The sequence below is a fragment of the Escherichia sp. KTE31 genome, assembly GCF_000407925.1.
Classification (GTDB): Bacteria; Pseudomonadota; Gammaproteobacteria; order Enterobacterales; family Enterobacteriaceae; genus Escherichia; species Escherichia ruysiae.
Map to the genome: position 1 here is coordinate 70,813 of NZ_KE136723.1, position 19,007 is coordinate 89,819.

The 19,007-nt window shown below is 49.8% G+C and carries 16 protein-coding genes; 13 read left to right on the top strand and 3 right to left on the bottom strand.

Features of this window, described 5'->3' with window-relative positions; genetic code table 11:
- Nucleotides 1-9 precede the first annotated feature (9 nt).
- The 7 genes from WES_RS13120 to zapC all read left to right on the top strand — a co-directional run bounded on the left by WES_RS13120 (nt 10) and on the right by zapC (nt 7,276).
- The gene (locus tag WES_RS13120) at nt 10-2,610 is read left to right on the top strand and encodes a fimbrial biogenesis usher protein (RefSeq protein ID WP_016158010.1); all 2,601 of its coding nucleotides are present in this window, start codon (nt 10-12) and stop codon (nt 2,608-2,610) included.
- Nucleotides 2,601-3,659 carry a fimbrial protein gene (locus WES_RS13115; RefSeq protein ID WP_016158011.1) on the top strand — a complete coding sequence of 353 codons (1,059 nt, stop codon included), beginning with the start codon at nt 2,601-2,603 and terminating at the stop codon, nt 3,657-3,659. The genes WES_RS13120 and WES_RS13115 overlap by 10 nt, the downstream gene beginning before the upstream one ends.
- Nucleotides 3,660-3,670: 11 nt before the next feature.
- A complete protein-coding gene (locus WES_RS13110; protein ID WP_016158012.1) occupies nt 3,671-4,213 on the top strand; it encodes a fimbrial protein in 543 nt (180 codons plus the stop codon).
- 7 nt (nt 4,214-4,220) lie between these two features.
- Entirely contained in the window at nt 4,221-4,736 is a 516-nt protein-coding gene (locus tag WES_RS13105) for a fimbrial protein (RefSeq protein ID WP_032147833.1), read from the top strand.
- Nucleotides 4,729-5,439 carry a fimbrial chaperone gene (locus WES_RS13100; protein ID WP_016158014.1) on the top strand — a complete coding sequence of 237 codons (711 nt, stop codon included), beginning with the start codon at nt 4,729-4,731 and terminating at the stop codon, nt 5,437-5,439. Before WES_RS13105 ends, WES_RS13100 begins: the two co-directional genes overlap by 8 nt.
- Before the next feature lie 110 nt (nt 5,440-5,549).
- Nucleotides 5,550-6,560, top strand: a complete 1,011-nt coding sequence (gene pyrD / locus WES_RS13095) for a quinone-dependent dihydroorotate dehydrogenase (RefSeq protein WP_010355464.1) — start codon at nt 5,550-5,552, stop codon at nt 6,558-6,560.
- A 173-nt stretch (nt 6,561-6,733) separates the two neighbouring features.
- Nucleotides 6,734-7,276 (top strand): cell division protein ZapC, encoded by a 543-nt coding sequence (gene zapC / locus WES_RS13090; RefSeq protein ID WP_001220664.1) that lies wholly within the window; start codon nt 6,734-6,736, stop codon nt 7,274-7,276.
- On the opposite strand, the gene WES_RS13085 is transcribed toward zapC, so the two are convergent.
- Entirely contained in the window at nt 7,273-8,382 is a 1,110-nt protein-coding gene (locus WES_RS13085; RefSeq protein WP_016158015.1) for a YcbX family protein, read from the bottom strand. The two genes, zapC and WES_RS13085, sit on opposite strands and share 4 nt — an antisense overlap.
- A 97-nt stretch (nt 8,383-8,479) precedes the next feature.
- On the opposite strand from WES_RS13085, the gene rlmKL reads away from it, so the two are divergent.
- The 6 genes from rlmKL to rmf all read left to right on the top strand — a co-directional run bounded on the left by rlmKL (nt 8,480) and on the right by rmf (nt 16,577).
- Nucleotides 8,480-10,588: a bifunctional 23S rRNA (guanine(2069)-N(7))-methyltransferase RlmK/23S rRNA (guanine(2445)-N(2))-methyltransferase RlmL gene (gene rlmKL / locus WES_RS13080; RefSeq protein WP_001086506.1), complete on the top strand. Its 2,109-nt coding sequence runs from the start codon at nt 8,480-8,482 to the stop codon at nt 10,586-10,588.
- Between the two features lie 11 nt (nt 10,589-10,599).
- A complete protein-coding gene (locus tag WES_RS13075; protein ID WP_000053105.1) occupies nt 10,600-12,507 on the top strand; it encodes an ABC transporter ATP-binding protein in 1,908 nt (635 codons plus the stop codon).
- Between the two features lie 188 nt (nt 12,508-12,695).
- Entirely contained in the window at nt 12,696-13,949 is a 1,254-nt protein-coding gene (gene pqiA / locus WES_RS13070) for a membrane integrity-associated transporter subunit PqiA (RefSeq protein WP_000333155.1), read from the top strand.
- A 4-nt stretch (nt 13,950-13,953) separates the two neighbouring features.
- Nucleotides 13,954-15,594: an intermembrane transport protein PqiB gene (gene pqiB, locus WES_RS13065; RefSeq protein ID WP_000445526.1), complete on the top strand. Its 1,641-nt coding sequence runs from the start codon at nt 13,954-13,956 to the stop codon at nt 15,592-15,594.
- Entirely contained in the window at nt 15,591-16,154 is a 564-nt protein-coding gene (gene pqiC, locus WES_RS13060; protein ID WP_000759127.1) for a membrane integrity-associated transporter subunit PqiC, read from the top strand. Before pqiB ends, pqiC begins: the two co-directional genes overlap by 4 nt.
- Before the next feature lie 255 nt (nt 16,155-16,409).
- Nucleotides 16,410-16,577 carry a ribosome modulation factor gene (gene rmf, locus WES_RS13055; protein WP_000828648.1) on the top strand — a complete coding sequence of 56 codons (168 nt, stop codon included), beginning with the start codon at nt 16,410-16,412 and terminating at the stop codon, nt 16,575-16,577.
- Between the two features lie 68 nt (nt 16,578-16,645).
- Here the strand turns inward: rmf and fabA are convergent, their stop codons facing one another.
- The gene (gene fabA / locus WES_RS13050) at nt 16,646-17,164 is read right to left on the bottom strand and encodes a bifunctional 3-hydroxydecanoyl-ACP dehydratase/trans-2-decenoyl-ACP isomerase (RefSeq protein WP_000227927.1); all 519 of its coding nucleotides are present in this window, start codon (nt 17,162-17,164) and stop codon (nt 16,646-16,648) included.
- Between the two features lie 68 nt (nt 17,165-17,232).
- Complete coding sequence (locus tag WES_RS13045; protein ID WP_000156539.1) at nt 17,233-18,993, bottom strand: AAA family ATPase; 1,761 nt, start codon at nt 18,991-18,993, stop codon at nt 17,233-17,235.
- Nucleotides 18,994-19,007: the final 14 nt, after the last annotated feature.

The following is a 19,007-nucleotide window of genomic DNA, read 5'->3' on the forward strand; positions in this document are numbered from 1 at the left end:
GAGAGCGAGATGCATAGAACTCAACGACAACACAGCCTGTTAAGCTCTGGTGGAGTGCCATCGTTTATTGGTGGGCTGGTGGTGTTTGTGTCGGCGGCGTTCAATGCACAAGCTGAAACCTGGTTCGATCCTGCCTTTTTCAAAGATGATCCCTCAATGGTGGCCGATTTGTCCCGTTTCGAAAAAGGACAAAAAATAACGCCAGGGATTTATCGTGTCGATATTGTTCTGAATCAGACAATTGTAGATACGCGCAACGTCAATTTTGTTGAGATAACGCCAGAGAAGGGGATTGCTGCCTGTTTAACGACTGAAAGCCTGGATGCAATGGGCGTGAATACTGACGCGTTTCCGGCTTTTAAACAACTGGACAAACAAGCGTGCGCGCCGTTGATGGAGATTATTCCCGATGCCAGCGTGACCTTTGATGTGAATAAACTCCGTCTGGAAATTTCAGTACCGCAAATCGCCATCAAAAGTAACGCTCGTGGCTACGTTCCCCCTGAACGTTGGGATGAAGGGATCAACGCGCTATTACTGGGATATTCATTTAGCGGTGCTAACAGCATTCACAGCAGTACAAGCAGTGATTCTGGCGACAGCTATTTTCTGAATTTAAACAGTGGCGTGAATTTAGGTTCGTGGAGATTGCGCAACAATTCAACATGGAGTCGTAGTAGCGGACAACCCGCAGAATGGAAGAATCTCAGCAGCTACCTGCAGCGGGCAGTTATTCCATTAAAAGGTGAATTGACCGTGGGTGATGATTATACAGCAGGCGATTTTTTCGATAGCGTCAGCTTTCGTGGCGTGCAACTGGCGTCAGATGACAACATGCTGCCAGACAGTTTGAAAGGCTTTGCGCCAGTGGTGCGTGGTATCGCAAAAAGCAATGCTCAGATAACAATTAAACAAAACGGCTATACCATCTACCAAACCTATGTTTCGCCTGGTGCTTTTGAAATTAGTGATCTCTATTCCACGTCGTCTAGTGGTGATTTGCTGGTTGAAATTAAAGAAGCTGACGGCAGCGTCAATAGTTACAGCGTACCTTTTTCCAGCGTGCCATTGCTCCAGCGTCAGGGGCGAATCAAATACGCGGTGACACTGGCGAAATACAGAACCAATAGCAATGACCAACAAGAAAGTAAATTTGCTCAGGCTACGCTGCAATGGGGTGGGCCGTGGGGAATGACTTGGTATGGCGGTGGGCAATATGCTGAATATTACCGTGCTGCGATGTTTGGCATGGGGTTTAACCTCGGCGATTTCGGGGCAATTTCGTTCGATGCAACCCAGGCGAAGAGTACACTGGCAGATCAAAGTGAACATAAAGGTCAGTCGTATCGTTTCCTGTATGCCAAAACGCTTAACCAGTTTGGCACTAATTTTCAGTTGATGGGCTATCGCTATTCTACTTCCGGTTTCTACACACTTTCCGACACCATGTATAAACACATGGATGGTTACGAATTTAATGACGGTGATGACGAAGACACGCCGATGTGGTCGCGTTATTACAATTTGTATTACACCAAACGCGGCAAACTTCAGCTCAATATCTCCCAGCAATTAGGCGAGTACGGTTCGTTTTATTTAAGCGGCAGTCAGCAGACATACTGGCATACGAATCAACAGGATCGGTTATTACAGTTTGGTTATAACACGCAAATTAAAGATGTTTCCCTGGGACTATCGTGGAACTACAGTAAATCACGTGGCCAGCCTGAAGCCGACCAGGTATTTGCGCTGAATTTTTCCTTACCGTTCAGTTTATTGCTTCCAAAGACTAATGATAGCTATACCGCGAAAAAGAATTACGCCTGGGTGACCTCAAATACCAGCGTCGATAACGAGGGACATATAACGCAAAACCTGGGTTTAACGGAGACATTACTCGACGACGGTAATCTGAGTTATAGCGTGCAACAGGGTTATAACAGCGAAGGAAAAACCGCCAACGGCAGCGCCAGCATGGATTACAAGGGTGCGTTTGGTGATGCCAGAGTGGGATATAACTACAGCGATAATGCCCGACAGCAACAGCTTAATTATGCACTTTCAGGCGGTTTAGTTGCCCATTCGCACGGTATTACGTTGGGTCAATCATTGGGTGAAACAAATGTTTTGATTGCTGCTCCGGGCGCAGAAAATACCCGAGTGGCAAACAGCACTGGCCTGAAAACCGACTGGCGCGGCTATACCGTTGTCCCTTATGCCACTTCTTACCGGGAAAATCGCATTGCGCTCGATGCCGCGTCGTTGAGACGTAATGTGGATATTGAAAATGCAGTGGTAAACGTGGTGCCCACCAAAGGGGCGCTGGTATTGGCGCAATTCAGTGCTCATGTTGGGGCCAGAGTATTAATGAAAACATCAAAGCAGGGTATGCCGCTGCGCTTTGGCGCGATGGCAACACTGGATGGCGTACAGACAAATAGCGGCATTATTGATGATGATGGTTCGCTCTATATGTCAGGTTTACCGGCGAAGGGAACGATAACCGTACGCTGGGGCGAAGCTTCCGATCAGGCTTGCCGAATAAGTTATCAACTAACCGAACAGCAAATTAACTCAGCGATTACGCGTATGGAGGCCATATGCAGATAAATTCTATTTCATTATTACGACTGATTTTTGCTGCCGTGTTAATACTTTGGGGCGCTCAAGCCGCTGCTTATACCGGACAGTGCCATGTTACGCAGGGGAACCCTTATATTGGCGTTAATTTTGGCGTTAAAACTCTCGACGAAGAAGAAAATACAGCAGGAGTGGTCAAAGATAAATTTTATCAGTGGAACGAATCGAATGATTATTATGTTTCCTGTGATTGCGATAAAGACAATGTCAGAAGTGGCCTGTGGGCATTCGCTGCTGATTCACCATTACCCTATTTAGGCGACAGCTGGTACAAAATCAACGACTATCTGGCGGCTAAGGTATTGCTCCAGGTGAAAGGGAATTCTCCAACTGCAGTACCGTTTGAAAATATTGGTACAGGGTCTGACAACCGATGGCATATTTGCGACCCCGGAGGTCAACGGTTAGGCGGCCAGGGGGCTAGCGGTAATAGTGGGAGTTTTTCCCTGAAAATTTTACAGCCATTCGTTGGGTCGGTAACTATACCACCTATAGCACTAGCTCGACTTTTTGAATGTTACAACATACCCGCAGGTAATTCCTGTACGGCCACAGGTACACCGGTTCTGGTGTATTACCTGTCAGGTACTATCAATTCTTTGGAATCATGCTCTGTTAACGCCGGAGAGACCATCGAAGTGGATTTGGGGGATGTATTTGCCGCTAACTTTCGGGTAGTGGGTCATAAACCCCTGGGAGCCAATACCGCAGGTCTATCGATTCCTGTCAGGTGTAATACCGGAAACTCCGGACTGGTTAACGTTAATTTAAGTCTGACGGCAACCAGCGATCCCAATTATCCCCAGGCGATTAAGACTTCACGTCCCGGTGTCGGTGTTGTAGTCACTGACAGCCAGAACAATATTATTTCCCCGGCAGGAGGAACGCTACCGCTCTCAATTCCTGATGATGCGGACAGTATCGCGCGAATGAATGTTTATCCGGTCAGCACGACGGGCGTACCACCGGAAACCGGGCGCTTTGAAGCCACGGCGACGGTAAGAATAAACTTTGACTGACGCGTGAATACATGAAGAAAAATACAATAATTCAGTATGTTGTCTTGTCGTTGACTCTGCTTAATGCACATGTCGGGACGGCTGGACCTGAGCAGGTCAGTATGCATATTTATGGCAATGTGGTCGATCAGGGCTGCGATGTCTCTACTAAAAGCGCATTACAAAATATCCATATTGGTGATTTTAATATCAGCGATTTTCAGACCGCGAATACCGTAAGCACTGCTGCTGATTTGAATATTGATATTACCGGCTGTGCCGCTGGTATTACTGGCGCGGATGCCCTTTTTAGCGGCGAAGCTGATTCCCTTGCACCGACATTACTCAAATTAACCGACACAGGCGGAAGCGGTGGAATGGCAACGGGGATTGCCGTGCAAATTCTCGATGCACAAACCCAGCAAGAAATCCCGCTCAATCAGGTACAGCCGCTCACCCCCTTAAAAGCAGGGGATAACACACTCAAGTATCAACTGCGTTACAAGTCTACAAAGGCGGGAGCAACGGGCGGTAATGCGACTGCTGTCCTGTATTTTGATCTGGTTTACCAGTGAAGGAGTGATGTTGAAACGGATAATCTTGATTCTGTGCTTGCTGGGATTAACGGGAGGCGGCACGGTGTTTGCTCATGATGGCACGGTAAACATCAGTGGATCGTTTCGCCGTAACACGTGCGTACTGGCACAGGATAGCAAGCAAATTAATGTGCCGTTAGGTGATGTCTCGCTGACGCGTTTTTCTCATGGGAATTATGGTCCGGAGAAATCTTTCATGATTAATTTGCAGGATTGCGGAACAGATGTCAGCACGGTAGACGTCACCTTTTCAGGAATACCCGACGGAATGCAGAGCGAAATGCTGTCCATTGAAAGTGGTACGGATGCAGCTAGTGGGTTGGCTATTGCGATTCTGGATGATGCGAAGATATTGATACCGCTTAATCAAGCGAGCAAAGACTACAGCTTACATAGCGATAATGTGCCATTAACGTTTTATGCGCAACTGCGACCTGTCGGTGGCGGTGTGCAGTCAGGCAATGTGAGTGCCAGCGCGACATTTGTACTTCATTATGACTAATATCTGGAACAGATTTACGCTGTCTATTTTTGTCGTCTTACTCCTGCTGGTAGCGGGAGAGTTACAGGCGGGGGTTGTGGTTGGGGGAACGCGATTTGTCTTTCCTGCTGACAGAGAATCGATTTCGATTTCACTGACCAATACCAGTCAGGAATCCTGGCTTATCAACAGTAAAATTAATCGCCCTGTACGCTGGGCGGGGGGAGATGCACCTGCCACATCAGCACCATTACTGGCAGCTCCGCCGCTTTTTCTGTTGAAGCCGGGAACCACAGGAACGTTGCGCTTGCTGAAAACTGAAAGCAATTTATTACCTGCGGATCGTGAAACGCTATTCGAATTAAGCATTGCCAGCGTGCCTTCTGGCAAAGTGGAAAATCAAAGCGTGAAAGTGGCGATGCGTTCAGTATTTAAACTGTTCTGGCGACCCGAAGGTTTGCAAGGCGATCCGTTGGAGGCTTATCAACAATTACGCTGGTCACGGACTTCGCAGGGGGTGCAACTGATTAACCCCACGCCTTACTACATCAACTTGATTCAGGTTAGCGTAAATGGTCAACCGCTAAGCAACGCGGGGGTTGTGGCTCCTAAAAGTCAGCGTCAGACAAGTTGGTGCCAGTCAGTGGCACAGTGCCAGGTCTCCTGGCAGACGATAAATGATTACGGCGGTTTGAGTGAAAAGAAGGAGCAAAATCTGCCCTAAAACAGGTTCAGAAAACGTTTGCGCTTTTTTTGCCACAGGTCAATTCCCTTTTGATCCGAACTCGCACATAATACGCACCCGGTTTGCACACCGGGAATCCAGGAGAGTTCATGTACTACCCCTTCGTTCGTAAAGCCCTTTTCCAGCTCGATCCTGAGCGCGCTCATGAGTTTACTTTTCAGCAATTACGTCGCATTACCGGAACGCCGTTTGAAGCACTTGTTCGACAGAACGTACCAGCGAAACCGGTTAACTGCATGGGACTGACCTTTAAAAATCCGCTTGGTCTGGCTGCCGGTCTTGATAAAGACGGGGAGTGTATTGACGCTTTAGGCGCAATGGGATTTGGATCGATCGAGATCGGCACTGTCACCCCTCGTCCACAACCAGGAAATGACAAGCCACGTCTCTTCCGCCTGGTGGATGCTGAAGGTTTGATCAACCGTATGGGCTTTAATAACCTCGGCGTTGATAACCTCGTTGAGAACGTTAAAAAAGCACATTATGACGGCGTTCTGGGAATTAATATCGGTAAAAATAAAGATACACCGGTTGAGCAAGGCAAAGATGACTATCTGATTTGTATGGAGAAAATCTACGCCTATGCAGGATATATCGCCATCAATATTTCATCACCGAATACCCCAGGATTACGTACTCTGCAATATGGCGAAGCACTGGATGATTTATTAACGGCAATTAAAAATAAGCAAAATGATTTGCAAGCGATGCACCATAAATATGTGCCGATCGCAGTGAAGATCGCGCCGGATCTTTCTGAAGAGGAGTTGATCCAGGTGGCCGATAGTTTGGTACGCCATAATATTGATGGCGTTATTGCGACTAATACCACCCTCGATCGTTCTTTAGTTCAGGGAATGAAAAATTGCGAGCAAACCGGTGGCTTAAGTGGTCGTCCGTTACAATTAAAAAGCACAGAAATTATTCGCCGCTTGTCGCAGGAATTAAATGGTCGTTTACCGATCATTGGTGTTGGTGGTATTGACTCGGTTATCGCTGCCCGTGAGAAGATAGCCGCAGGGGCCTCACTGGTGCAAATTTATTCTGGTTTTATTTTTAAAGGGCCGCCGCTGATTAAAGAAATCGTTACTCATATCTAATTATTTCTTTCACTTTTTCTTTATAAGATAATCAGGGCTTTATTTTCAGCCCTGGTTGTTTTATATTCATTCCTGTTACTTATTTAGACATTTTGTACTTTTCTTGTTGAGGTTATTAAGCAAAGCGACAATGGAATGTGTTGCAGTGAATTTATAGGGTAGAGGAGAGGCATATGCGAATTAAACCAGACGATAACTGGCGTTGGTATTACGATGAAGAGCATGACCGAATGATGCTTGATTTAGCCAATGGTATGCTGTTTCGCTCACGTTTTGCACGTAAAATGTTGACGCCGGATGCTTTTTCTCCTGCGGGATTTTGCGTTGATGACGCCGCGCTCTATTTCACGTTTGAAGAAAAATGCCGCGACCTTAACTTATCAAAAGAACAAAAAGCTGAACTGGTGCTTAATGCACTGGTAGCGATTCGTTATCTCAAACCGCAAATGCCGAAAAGCTGGCATTTTGTTTCTCATGGCGAAATGTGGGCACCAGCGTCGGGTGATGCTGCCTGTGTCTGGTTAAGCGACACCAATGAGCAGGTCAATTTACTGGTTATTGAATCTGGCGAAAATGCCGCACTGTGCCTGCTGGCGCAACCTTGCGTCATTATCGCCGGGCGCGCCATGCAACTGGGTGACGCCATCAAAATTATGAATGACAGGCTGAGACCGCATGTGAGTTATGACAGCGTCAGCCTTGAACAAGCCGTTTAACTTTTCAGTTTCAATGCAGTCTTCGGTACGCAACTACAGCAAAGAATTGTTCCATCGTCGCTCATAGCTGATTTTTTCAGCGGGGTGACTTCGCCTTCGAGAAGCTGAACACGACAACTTCCACATATGCCGGCACGGCAAGAATAGGGAATACGAATCCCTTGATTTTCTAATTGTTCCAGCAGTACCTGTTGGTTATTACCGCGAAATGCCCGCCCTTGCCAGTTGATATCAACATTCGCATTCGGTTGTTGGGGCGCAGGGAAAGTATCGTCCGTTGCGGCCGCACCGTAGACTTTTGCCGGTGCTGTCGCCAGGATTTCCACCTCATCGCCAACACGGATAACACCACTGTTACGGGCAATTAAGTTCTGACCGAAATCGACATCGCCGTTATCCTGGGCTGTACGGAAAGATTGCAGCGTTTTTAATGGTTCGCCAGCCGGATGCTTTTGCCCTTTTTCCGGGCTAACGGTGGTGAAAATACAACGGCTACAAGGTTTCACCACATCGAACACCACATCGCCAATACGAATCACTTTCCAGGTGTCTTCTTCCCACGCGGCTACGCCAGAAACAACCAGATTGGGGCGGAATTGTTCCATTTTGACACTTGCCGGACAGCGTTGTTGGAGATCGCGCAATGAAGCTTCATTGACGAGCAGATACGGATAGCCATCAGCGAATGACAGGGGTACAGTGTTGTGGCGTTTTACGCGCCGCGTCATCTGCGGCCCCACCCAGCGCAATTGCACGTCGCGGGAGAAAAATCCGCTTAACCATTTGTTAATCTCATCTGGCGCAATGCGCGCAGTAAAATGGTTACCCCACACTTCCGTTGGTGCGTCCTGTTTGGCGAAATCGGCAAAGCGGACCCACGCGCTGCTACCATCGGGCGCGATGAGATGTAAGCCGTCATGCACGGGAGAAGGGGTAAACCGTACCATTTGCGGAAACTGACGAGCGGTAATAAACGTACCGTCAGGTTCTGTCAGCATAAAAATGCGATCGAAGGCCAGCCCGCTGATATCTGCAAGAGCGTGTGTCAGACCGATGCCACGCATGGATTTAACAGGATGAATAAAAAGCCGGGTTAATGTCGCCACGGTGCGGTCCCCAAATGAAAATAAGCCCTCAACTTTATGACATGACGGACTTATTAGCTATAATGCGCAACAATTTTCTTAGAGTAAAAGTGACGATATGAATTCTCTGTTTGCCAGTACGGCCCGTGGGCTGGAAGAGCTGTTAAAAACTGAACTGGAAAACCTGGGGGCCGTTGAATGCCAGGTGGTTCAGGGTGGGGTCCATTTCAAGGGCGACACGCGGCTTGTATACCAGAGCCTGATGTGGAGCCGCCTGGCCTCGCGTATTATGTTGCCGCTGGGCGAGTGTAAGGTTTACAGCGATTTAGACCTCTATCTCGGCGTTCAGGCGATCAACTGGACAGAGATGTTTAATCCTGGCGCGACCTTTGCTGTCCACTTTAGCGGTCTGAATGACACTATCCGCAACAGCCAGTACGGCGCGATGAAAGTTAAAGACGCAATTGTTGATGCTTTCACGCGTAAAAATCTGCCGCGACCAAATGTTGATCGCGATGCGCCGGATATCCGCGTTAATGTCTGGCTACATAAAGAAACCGCCAGTATCGCTCTCGACTTAAGTGGTGATGGTTTGCATCTGCGTGGTTATCGTGACCGTGCCGGTATTGCGCCAATCAAAGAAACACTGGCGGCTGCCATTGTGATGCGATCCGGCTGGCAGCCAGGAACACCACTGCTTGACCCGATGTGTGGTTCCGGTACGTTGCTGATTGAAGCAGCGATGCTGGCGACCGACCGCGCGCCGGGCTTGCACCGTGGGCGTTGGGGCTTTAGCGGCTGGGCGCAGCACGACGAAGCCATCTGGCAGGAAGTGAAAGCGGAAGCGCAAACTCGTGCTCGTAAAGGTCTGGCAGAATACAGCTCTCATTTCTACGGTTCCGACAGCGATGCGCGGGTGATTCAACGTGCGCGTACTAACGCCCGCCTGGCGGGGATTGGCGAACTGATCACTTTTGACGTGAAAGATGTCGCGCAACTGACCAATCCGCTGCCAAAAGGACCGTATGGTACAGTACTGAGCAACCCGCCGTACGGCGAGCGTCTGGACAGCGAACCGGCGCTGATTGCGCTGCATAGTCTGTTGGGTCGAATCATGAAAAACCAGTTCGGTGGCTGGAATCTCTCTTTATTCAGCGCCTCACCGGATTTGTTAAGTTGTCTGCAATTGCGCGCAGACAAACAGTACAAGGCGAAAAATGGCCCGCTGGACTGCGTGCAGAAAAATTACCACGTTGCTGAAAGTACTCCGGACAGCAAACCGGCGATGGTGGCGGAAGATTACGCCAACCGTCTGCGTAAGAACCTGAAGAAATTCGAAAAATGGGCGCGTCAGGAAGGGATTGAATGTTATCGTCTGTATGACGCCGATTTGCCGGAATACAACGTCGCTGTTGACCGCTACGCCGACTGGGTGGTCGTGCAGGAGTACGCGCCGCCGAAGACCATCGATGCGCACAAAGCGCGTCAACGTCTGTTCGATATTATCGCTGCGACCATTTCGGTACTGGGGATTGCGCCAAACAAACTGGTGCTGAAAACCCGTGAACGCCAGAAAGGCAAAAATCAGTATCAGAAACTGGGCGAGAAGGGCGAGTTTATTGAAGTCACCGAATATAACGCGCACCTGTGGGTGAACCTGACGGATTACCTCGATACGGGTTTGTTCCTCGATCACCGTATCGCCCGTCGTATGCTCGGTCAGATGAGTAAAGGCAAAGATTTCCTCAACCTTTTCTCCTATACCGGTAGCGCCACCGTGCACGCGGGCTTAGGCGGTGCGCGCAGCACCACCACGGTGGATATGTCGCGTACTTATCTGGAGTGGGCAGAACGCAACCTGCGTCTGAATGGCTTAACCGGTCGTGCGCATCGCCTGATTCAGGCCGATTGCCTGGCGTGGTTGCGTGAAGCTAATGAACAGTTCGATCTGATCTTTATCGATCCGCCAACCTTCTCTAACTCAAAACGAATGGAAGATGCGTTTGATGTTCAGCGCGATCATCTGGCTCTGATGAAAGATCTGAAGCGCCTGCTGCGCGCAGGTGGGACTATCATGTTCTCGAACAACAAACGTGGCTTCCGTATGGATCTCGACGGTCTGGCAAAACTGGGGCTGAAAGCACAAGAAATTACGCAAAAAACGCTCTCCCAGGATTTCGCCCGTAACCGCCAGATCCACAACTGCTGGCTGATTACCGCAGCCTGAAAGGAATAGTAATGTCATTAATCAGTATGCATGGCGCATGGCTGTCGTTCAGCGACGCGCCGCTTCTCGATAACGCAGAATTGCACATCGAAGATAACGAACGTGTTTGTCTGGTGGGCCGTAACGGCGCAGGCAAATCGACGTTAATGAAAATCCTCAACCGTGAACAGGGGCTGGATGACGGTCGGATAATCTATGAGCAAGATTTGATCGTTGCGCGTTTGCAACAAGATCCGCCGCGTAACGTCGAGGGCAGCGTTTATGATTTCGTTGCCGAAGGCATTGAAGAACAAGCGGAATATCTGAAACGCTATCACGATATTTCGCGCCTGGTGATGAACGACCCGAGCGAGAAAAATCTCAACGAACTGGCGAAGGTTCAGGAACAGCTGGATCACCACAACCTGTGGCAGCTGGAAAACCGCATCAACGAAGTGCTGGCGCAACTGGGGTTAGATCCTAACGTTGCGCTGTCGTCACTTTCCGGCGGTTGGTTGCGTAAAGCGGCGTTGGGACGCGCGCTGGTGAGCAATCCGCGCGTGTTACTGCTTGACGAACCGACGAACCACCTGGATATCGAAACCATCGACTGGCTCGAAGGTTTCCTGAAAACCTTTAACGGGACGATTATTTTTATCTCCCACGATCGTTCGTTTATTCGCAATATGGCGACGCGTATTGTTGATCTCGATCGCGGCAAGCTGGTGACCTATCCAGGGAATTACGACCAGTATTTACTGGAAAAAGAAGAAGCCCTGCGCGTGGAAGAGCTGCAAAACGCCGAGTTCGACCGCAAACTGGCGCAGGAAGAGGTGTGGATCCGTCAGGGGATCAAAGCGCGTCGTACCCGTAACGAAGGTCGCGTGCGTGCATTGAAAGCGATGCGTCGTGAACGTAGCCAACGCCGCGAGGTAATGGGTACGGCAAAGATGCAGGTGGAAGAGGCCAGCCGCTCCGGTAAGATCGTTTTCGAAATGGAAGACGTTTGCTACCAGGTTGACGGCAAGCAACTGGTGAAAGATTTTTCTGCCCAGGTTCAACGTGGCGACAAAATTGCCCTGATTGGCCCGAATGGCTGTGGTAAAACCACGCTACTGAAACTGATGCTCGGTCAACTTCAAGCGGACAGCGGGCGTATTCATGTCGGCACCAAACTGGAAGTGGCTTACTTCGACCAACACCGCGCGGAACTCGATCCCGATAAAACGGTAATGGATAACCTGGCAGAAGGTAAGCAAGAGGTGATGGTTAACGGTAAACCACGCCACGTGCTGGGCTATTTGCAGGACTTCCTGTTCCATCCGAAACGAGCGATGACGCCGGTGCGTGCGCTTTCTGGCGGGGAACGTAACCGTCTGCTGCTGGCGCGCTTGTTCCTTAAGCCAAGCAATTTACTGATCCTCGACGAACCGACCAACGACCTTGACGTCGAAACGCTCGAACTGCTTGAAGAGCTAATCGACAGCTACCAGGGGACGGTGTTGTTAGTAAGCCACGATCGTCAGTTTGTCGATAACACCGTTACAGAATGCTGGATCTTCGAAGGCGGCGGCAAAATTGGTCGTTATGTTGGCGGTTATCATGATGCCCGTGGTCAGCAAGAACAGTATGTGGCGCTTAAACAGCCTGTGGTGAAAAAAACCGAAGAAGCGGCAGCGCCAAAAACAGAAACTGTAAAACGCAACACTAGCAAACTAAGCTATAAATTGCAGCGCGAACTGGAACAGCTTCCTCAATTGCTTGAAGATCTGGAATCGAAGCTGGAAGCCTTACAGGCGCAGGTGGCGGATGCCTCCTTCTTCAGCCAGTCTCATGAACATACGCAAAAAGTGCTCGCTGATCTGGCTGCTGCGGAGCAGGAGTTGGAGCAGGCTTTTGAACGCTGGGAGTATCTTGAAGCGTTAAAAAATGGTGGCTGATCGCAAAACAGTTGATTGATATAGAGGCTGATGACAAAGGTAAAATTGCCTGATGCGCTACGCTTATCAGGCATGGGGGAAACTATTTGTATTCTCTCAGACCGGTAAAGGCACCTATGCTGCATCCGGCATGAAAAAAGGACACTTTGTCAGCAATCTGTAGAATAGCGCATCATTAAGGAGTACCAATGTGCGAACATCATCATGCCGCGAAGCATATCTTATGCTCGCAGTGTGACATGCTGGTGGCATTACCCCACCTTGAGCATGGTCAGAAAGCGGCATGTCCTCGGTGTGGCACAACGTTAACCGTTGCGTGGGACGCGCCCCGGCAGCGTCCTACCGCCTATGCGTTGGCCGCACTGTTCATGCTGTTGCTGTCCAACTTATTCCCTTTTGTGAATATGAACGTCGCAGGAGTTACCAGTGAAATTACATTACTGGAAATTCCGGGCGTGCTGTTTTCTGAGGACTACGCCAGCCTCGGCACTTTTTTCTTGTTGTTTGTGCAACTGGTTCCTGCATTTTGCCTGATTACCATTCTGCTTCTGGTGAATCGCGCCGAATTACCGGTACGTCTGAAAGAGCAACTGGCACGGGTGCTCTTTCAACTCAAAACCTGGGGAATGGCAGAGATTTTCCTCGCGGGTGTGCTGGTCAGTTTCGTCAAACTGATGGCCTACGGCAGTATTGGTGTGGGCAGCAGTTTTCTCCCCTGGTGTTTATTTTGTGTGCTGCAACTGCGCGCCTTTCAGTGCGTTGATCGTCGCTGGTTGTGGGATGATATTGCGCCGATGCCAGAACTACTTAAGCCGTTAAAACCGGGCATTACGGGTATCCGACAAGGATTGCGCTCTTGCTCTTGCTGTACGGCGATCCTTCCCGCCGATGAAACGGTGTGCCCGCGTTGCGGCACGAAAGGATACGTTCGGCGCAGAAATAGCCTGCAATGGACGCTGGCGCTGCTTGTTACGTCCATCATGCTGTATCTCCCGGCTAATCTATTACCCATCATGGTGACCGATTTATTAGGTTCGAAGATGCCGTCGACAATTCTCGCCGGGGTCATCCTGTTGTGGAGTGAAGGTTCTTACCCTGTTGCTGCGGTTATCTTTTTAGCCAGTATCATGGTGCCAACGTTAAAGATGATCGCCATCGCATGGTTGTGCTGGGATGCCAAAGGGCACGGCAAGCGTGACAGCGAAAGAATGCATTTAATTTATGAAGTTGTTGAGTTTGTAGGCCGCTGGTCGATGATTGACGTTTTCGTGATTGCGGTGCTCTCGGCGCTGGTGCGTATGGGAGGTTTAATGAGTATTTATCCGGCAATGGGTGCGTTAATGTTTGCTTTAGTCGTCATAATGACAATGTTTTCTGCGATGACGTTTGATCCACGCTTGTCGTGGGATCGTCAACCTGAATCAGTGCATGAGGAGTCCTGACAGTATGGAATCTAATAATGGGGAAGCCAAAATCCAGAAAGTGAAGAACTGGTCTCCCGTGTGGATATTTCCTATCGTCACGGCGCTTATAGGGGCGTGGGTTCTTTTTTATCATTACAGTCATCAGGGGCCGGAAGTTACCCTGATCACCGCGAATGCGGAAGGGATTGAGGGTGGCAAGACTACCATTAAAAGCCGTAGTGTTGACGTCGGCGTGGTCGAGAGCGCAACGCTAGCCGATGATTTGACGCACGTTGAAATCAAAGCGCGCCTGAACGCCGGTATGGAGAAGCTGCTGCATAAAGATACCGTCTTCTGGGTGGTAAAACCGCAGATAGGTCGAGAAGGTATTAGTGGCCTGGGCACACTGCTTTCCGGTGTGTATATCGAACTGCAACCGGGGGCGAAAGGCAGCAAACAGGCAAGTTATGATTTGCTCGATTCGCCACCGCTGGCACCGCCTGATGCGAAAGGTATTCGTGTGATTCTTGATAGCAAAAAAGCCGGACAACTCTCGCCGGGAGATCCGGTGCTGTTCCGTGGCTATCGGGTAGGTTCGGTTGAAACCAGCACCTTCGATACGCAAAAACGCAATATCAGCTATCAACTGTTCATCAATGCGCCTTATGACCGGTTGGTGACCGGCAATGTTCGCTTCTGGAAAGATAGTGGCATTGCGGTTGATCTGACGTCAGCGGGAATGCGCGTAGAGATGGGCTCGTTGACAACGCTACTCAGCGGCGGCGTCAGCTTTGACGTGCCGGAAGGTCTGGATTTAGGGCAGCCTGTTGCGCCGAAAACCGCATTCGTTTTGTATGACGACCAGAAGAGCATTCAGGATTCGCTATACACCGATCACATTGACTATCTGATGTTCTTTAAAGATTCGGTACGAGGCTTGCAGCCTGGCGCTCCGGTAGAATTCCGGGGTATTCGCCTGGGTACAGTAAGTAAAGTACCTTTCTTTGCGCCGAATATGCGTCAGACATTTAATGATGATTACCGTATTCCGGTACTCATTCGCATTGAACCGGAACGGCTGAAAATGCAGCTTGGCGAAAATGCGGATGTCGTTAAGCACCTTGGTGAGTTGTTGAAACGTGGTTTACGCGGATCGCTGAAGACCGGAAATCTGGTCACTGGCGCGCTCTATGTTGATCTCGATTTCTATCCAAATACGCCAGCAATAACCGGTATTCGTGAATTTAATGGTTATCAGATTATCCCGACCGTTAGCGGCGGTCTGGCGCAAATCCAGCAACGTCTGATGGAAGCATTAGATAAGATCAACAAGCTGCCGTTGAATCCGATGATTGAGCAGGCGACCAGTACGCTGTCTGAAAGCCAGCGCACGATGAAAAACCTGCAAGCGACGCTGGATAGCATGAACAAGATACTCGCCAGCCAGTCGATGCAGCAGTTGCCCACGGATATGCAGTCAACGTTGCGTGAGCTGAATCGCAGTATGCAGGGCTTCCAGCCTGGCTCCGCAGCCTACAACAAGATGGTGGCGGATATGCAGCGGCTTGATCAGGTGTTGCGTGAACTGCAACCGGTGCTGAAAACGCTTAATGAGAAGAGTAACGCGCTGGTATTTGAAGCGAAGGACAAAAAAGATCCAGAGCCGAAGAGGGCGAAACAATGAAAAAGTGGCTAGTGACGATTGCGGCACTGTGGCTGGCCGGATGCAGCTCCGGCGAGATCAATAAAAACTATTACCAGTTACCTGTTGTGCAGAGCGGTACGCAAAGTACCGCCAGCCAGGGCAATCGCCTGTTATGGGTAGAGCAAGTCGTTGTTCCAGACTATCTGGCGGGGAATGGGGTGGTTTATCAGACCAGTGATGTGAAGTATGTGATTGCCAACAACAACCTGTGGGCCAGCCCGCTGGATCAACAGTTGCGCAACACCCTGGTTGCTAATCTGAGTACGCAACTCCCCGGTTGGGTGGTTGCTTCCCAGCCTCTGGGAAGCGCCCAGGACACGCTCAACGTAACCGTAACGGAGTTTAACGGTCGCTATGATGGCAAGGTCATTGTCAGTGGCGAGTGGCTGTTGAACCACCAGGGACAATTGATCAAACGACCGTTCCGTCTGGAAGGGGTGCAAAATCAGGATGGCTACGATGAAATGGTCAAAGTGCTGGCCAGTGTCTGGAGTCAGGAAGCCACTGCTATTGCGCAAGAGATAAAGCGTCTACCTTAATTATAAATATTTGTAAATATAACCGTCTCCGGCATGTAGCCTGAGGCGGTTTTTTTGTTTAATCCATCGAGAAAAACTTGTTCCGCTTCACATTTTTTGTACAACCAACATGCCTGTATGGCTCACAAATATGACAGTGGCGTGAATTTTGCGCATTGACGGCAGTTATGATTCGCGGTATTGCTTAACTGTGATTGCACATTTAGTAATCACTGTTTTCTTTTCCACCAGAAACCAGTATGAGGGAAACGAGGCATGAAGAGACAAAAACGAGATCGCCTGGAACGGGCACATCAACGTGGTTATCAGGCCGGCATCGCCGGACGCTCAAAAGAAATGTGTCCCTATCAGACGCTGAATCAAAGGTCACAATGGCTGGGAGGCTGGCGAGAAGCCATGGCGGACAGGGTAGTAATGGCCTGATTCTGTCTCTTTAAAAAGAAACCTCCGCAATGCGGAGGTTTCGCCTTTAATATGTAGCCTGATTTAAATCAGAATGCAGAAGTATCCTGGAACAGACCGACTTTCAGGTCGCTGGCGGTATAGATTAGACGACCATCTACCAGCACTTCGCCGTCTGCCAGACCCATGATCAAGCGACGGTTAACAATGCGTTTAAAGTGAATACGGTAGGTCACTTTTTTCGCGGTAGGTAGAACCTGACCAGTGAACTTCACTTCGCCTACACCCAGTGCGCGGCCTTTACCTTCGCCGCCCAGCCAGCCAAGGTAGAACCCTACCAGCTGCCACATCGCATCCAGACCCAGACATCCCGGCATTACCGGATCGCCGATGAAGTGGCAGCCGAAGAACCATAGGTCTGGATTGATATCCAGTTCTGCTTCGACATAGCCTTTGTCGAAGTTACCGCCGGTCTCGGTCATTTTGACCACTCGATCCATCATCAGCATGTTTGGTGCTGGCAATTGCGGGCCTTTAGCGCCAAACAGTTCTCCGCGACCAGAGGCAAGAAGGTCTTCTTTTGTATAGGATTCGCGTTTATCTACCATGTTCTCTGTAAGCCTTATTTTAGTGAAGCACGCAGGATAGCTAACACGTGTACGCTGAACAAGTCCGATCAGTTCGGAATAAACCAGTTCAGCCAACGTAATGGCCATGGAAAACGGTGACGTCCTTCCTGTTGCGATGCTTGCGCAATACGTTCCTGGATAGTTTGCATCAGCGTTGTCTGGCCTTCGCCATCCCACACAAGATTTAATAATAACGGCAGTGCGTCAGTCACATCGTCTACTGCCCAGATGGTGAATTTGCCTTCCTCTACCGCTTTCACAAGTTCACTGTGAAGACTTAAATGGCGAACGTTAGAGGTAGGGATAATGACACCTTGTTTCCCCGTTAACTCACGTTGCTGGCAAATCGCAAAGAAGCCTTCGATTTTCTCATTCAAACCACCGACCGGTTGGGCGCGACCGAACTGATCGACTGAACCCGTAATAGCGATACTCTGATTCACCGGCACATCGGCAAGGGCGCTTATCAGGGCGCAGAGTTCAGCCATCGAGGCACTATCGCCGTCCACTTCACTGTATGACTGCTCAAAAGTTAGCGATGCTGAGAAAGGGATCTGTTGCTCAAGCTGAAGCTCCGACATCAGGAACGCCTGCATGATCATCATCCCTTTAGCGTGTATATTGCCGCCAAGCTCGGCTTTGCGTTCGATATCGGTAAACTCGCCATCACCTATATGCACAACGCAGCTAATGCGAGAAGGTTCGCCAAAAGCGCGCGGATGGCCCGGAAATTCGATGACCGAAAGGGCGTTAATTTGCCCGATGCGTTCGCCTTCGGTTTCAATCAGGATCTGCTCCTGAAGGATCTCATCCTGCATCCGTTCGGCGAGGAAACCTTCGCGCCATTCACGCTGCTGTAGCATTAAGTTTAGCTGCTCGCCGGAGAAGGTATCGCCATCGCACAAGGAAGCGACTTCTTTACACTGGCGGAGGATCCACTGCGGGCTAAGCGGCAGCGTTTCTTGTTCACCGGTGTAGCGGACGGCTTCGCGGATAAGTACCGGCCAGGCATCAGTTCCCGGCGCAGGCAAGTGGTTATGTCTGGCGGTGAATGTCACCCAGCGACACCACTGGCTTACTGACTCGGCGTCGATAATTTGAAGGGTATCTTCAAATTCACTATAAATAGCCTGCTCAGAGAGTTCTGGCTCCATCTCCTGGAAATCGGCCAATGATTCGCGTTCGCCGACCAGAACGACTTTCAGCTTCAGTGGCATTGAAGGAACGGAGACAGGGAGAGGACGCGACTCATCAAACGCTACCCAGTCAAAATATTCGCGGTTAACGATATTTTTCAGCCGCATCCACAGCAGAGGTTGCGCCAACAGAGTACGCAAAGAGATGATGAGAATACCGCCATTTGCCTGATGCACTAGGCCTGGCTGCAAGGTAATGTCGCCATTAAACTGGCGCAGGCAGCCAAAGAGTTGTTCTGCTTCTACCCAGTCGGCAGCGACAACCTGCGTTAAAGTCGCAAAATTATCATCTGCGCTAACTGCGTTACGTAAGCGAATGGTGTGGCCGGAAATCTCATAATGACCGCCCACCAGTTGGCCTGCATCGCTTTGTAGCGCACGTGCGGCATCGGCAATAAGATTCAGATACTCAGACTCATTCGGGGCCTTTGCCAGCATAAAAGAGGAGGATGCTCGCGTATGCAGTAGCTGTTCCAGCGCAAATTGCAGTCGCGGTTGAGTATCACTGAATAAAGGATCGTTTTCGTCAATCAAATGTGGCTGTGCAAATACTTCCTGATAGCTTTCGGTATCAGGCACTAAGTCACGCCATGCAAGTTTCGTAATGGTCAAAGTTGATGTTTTTT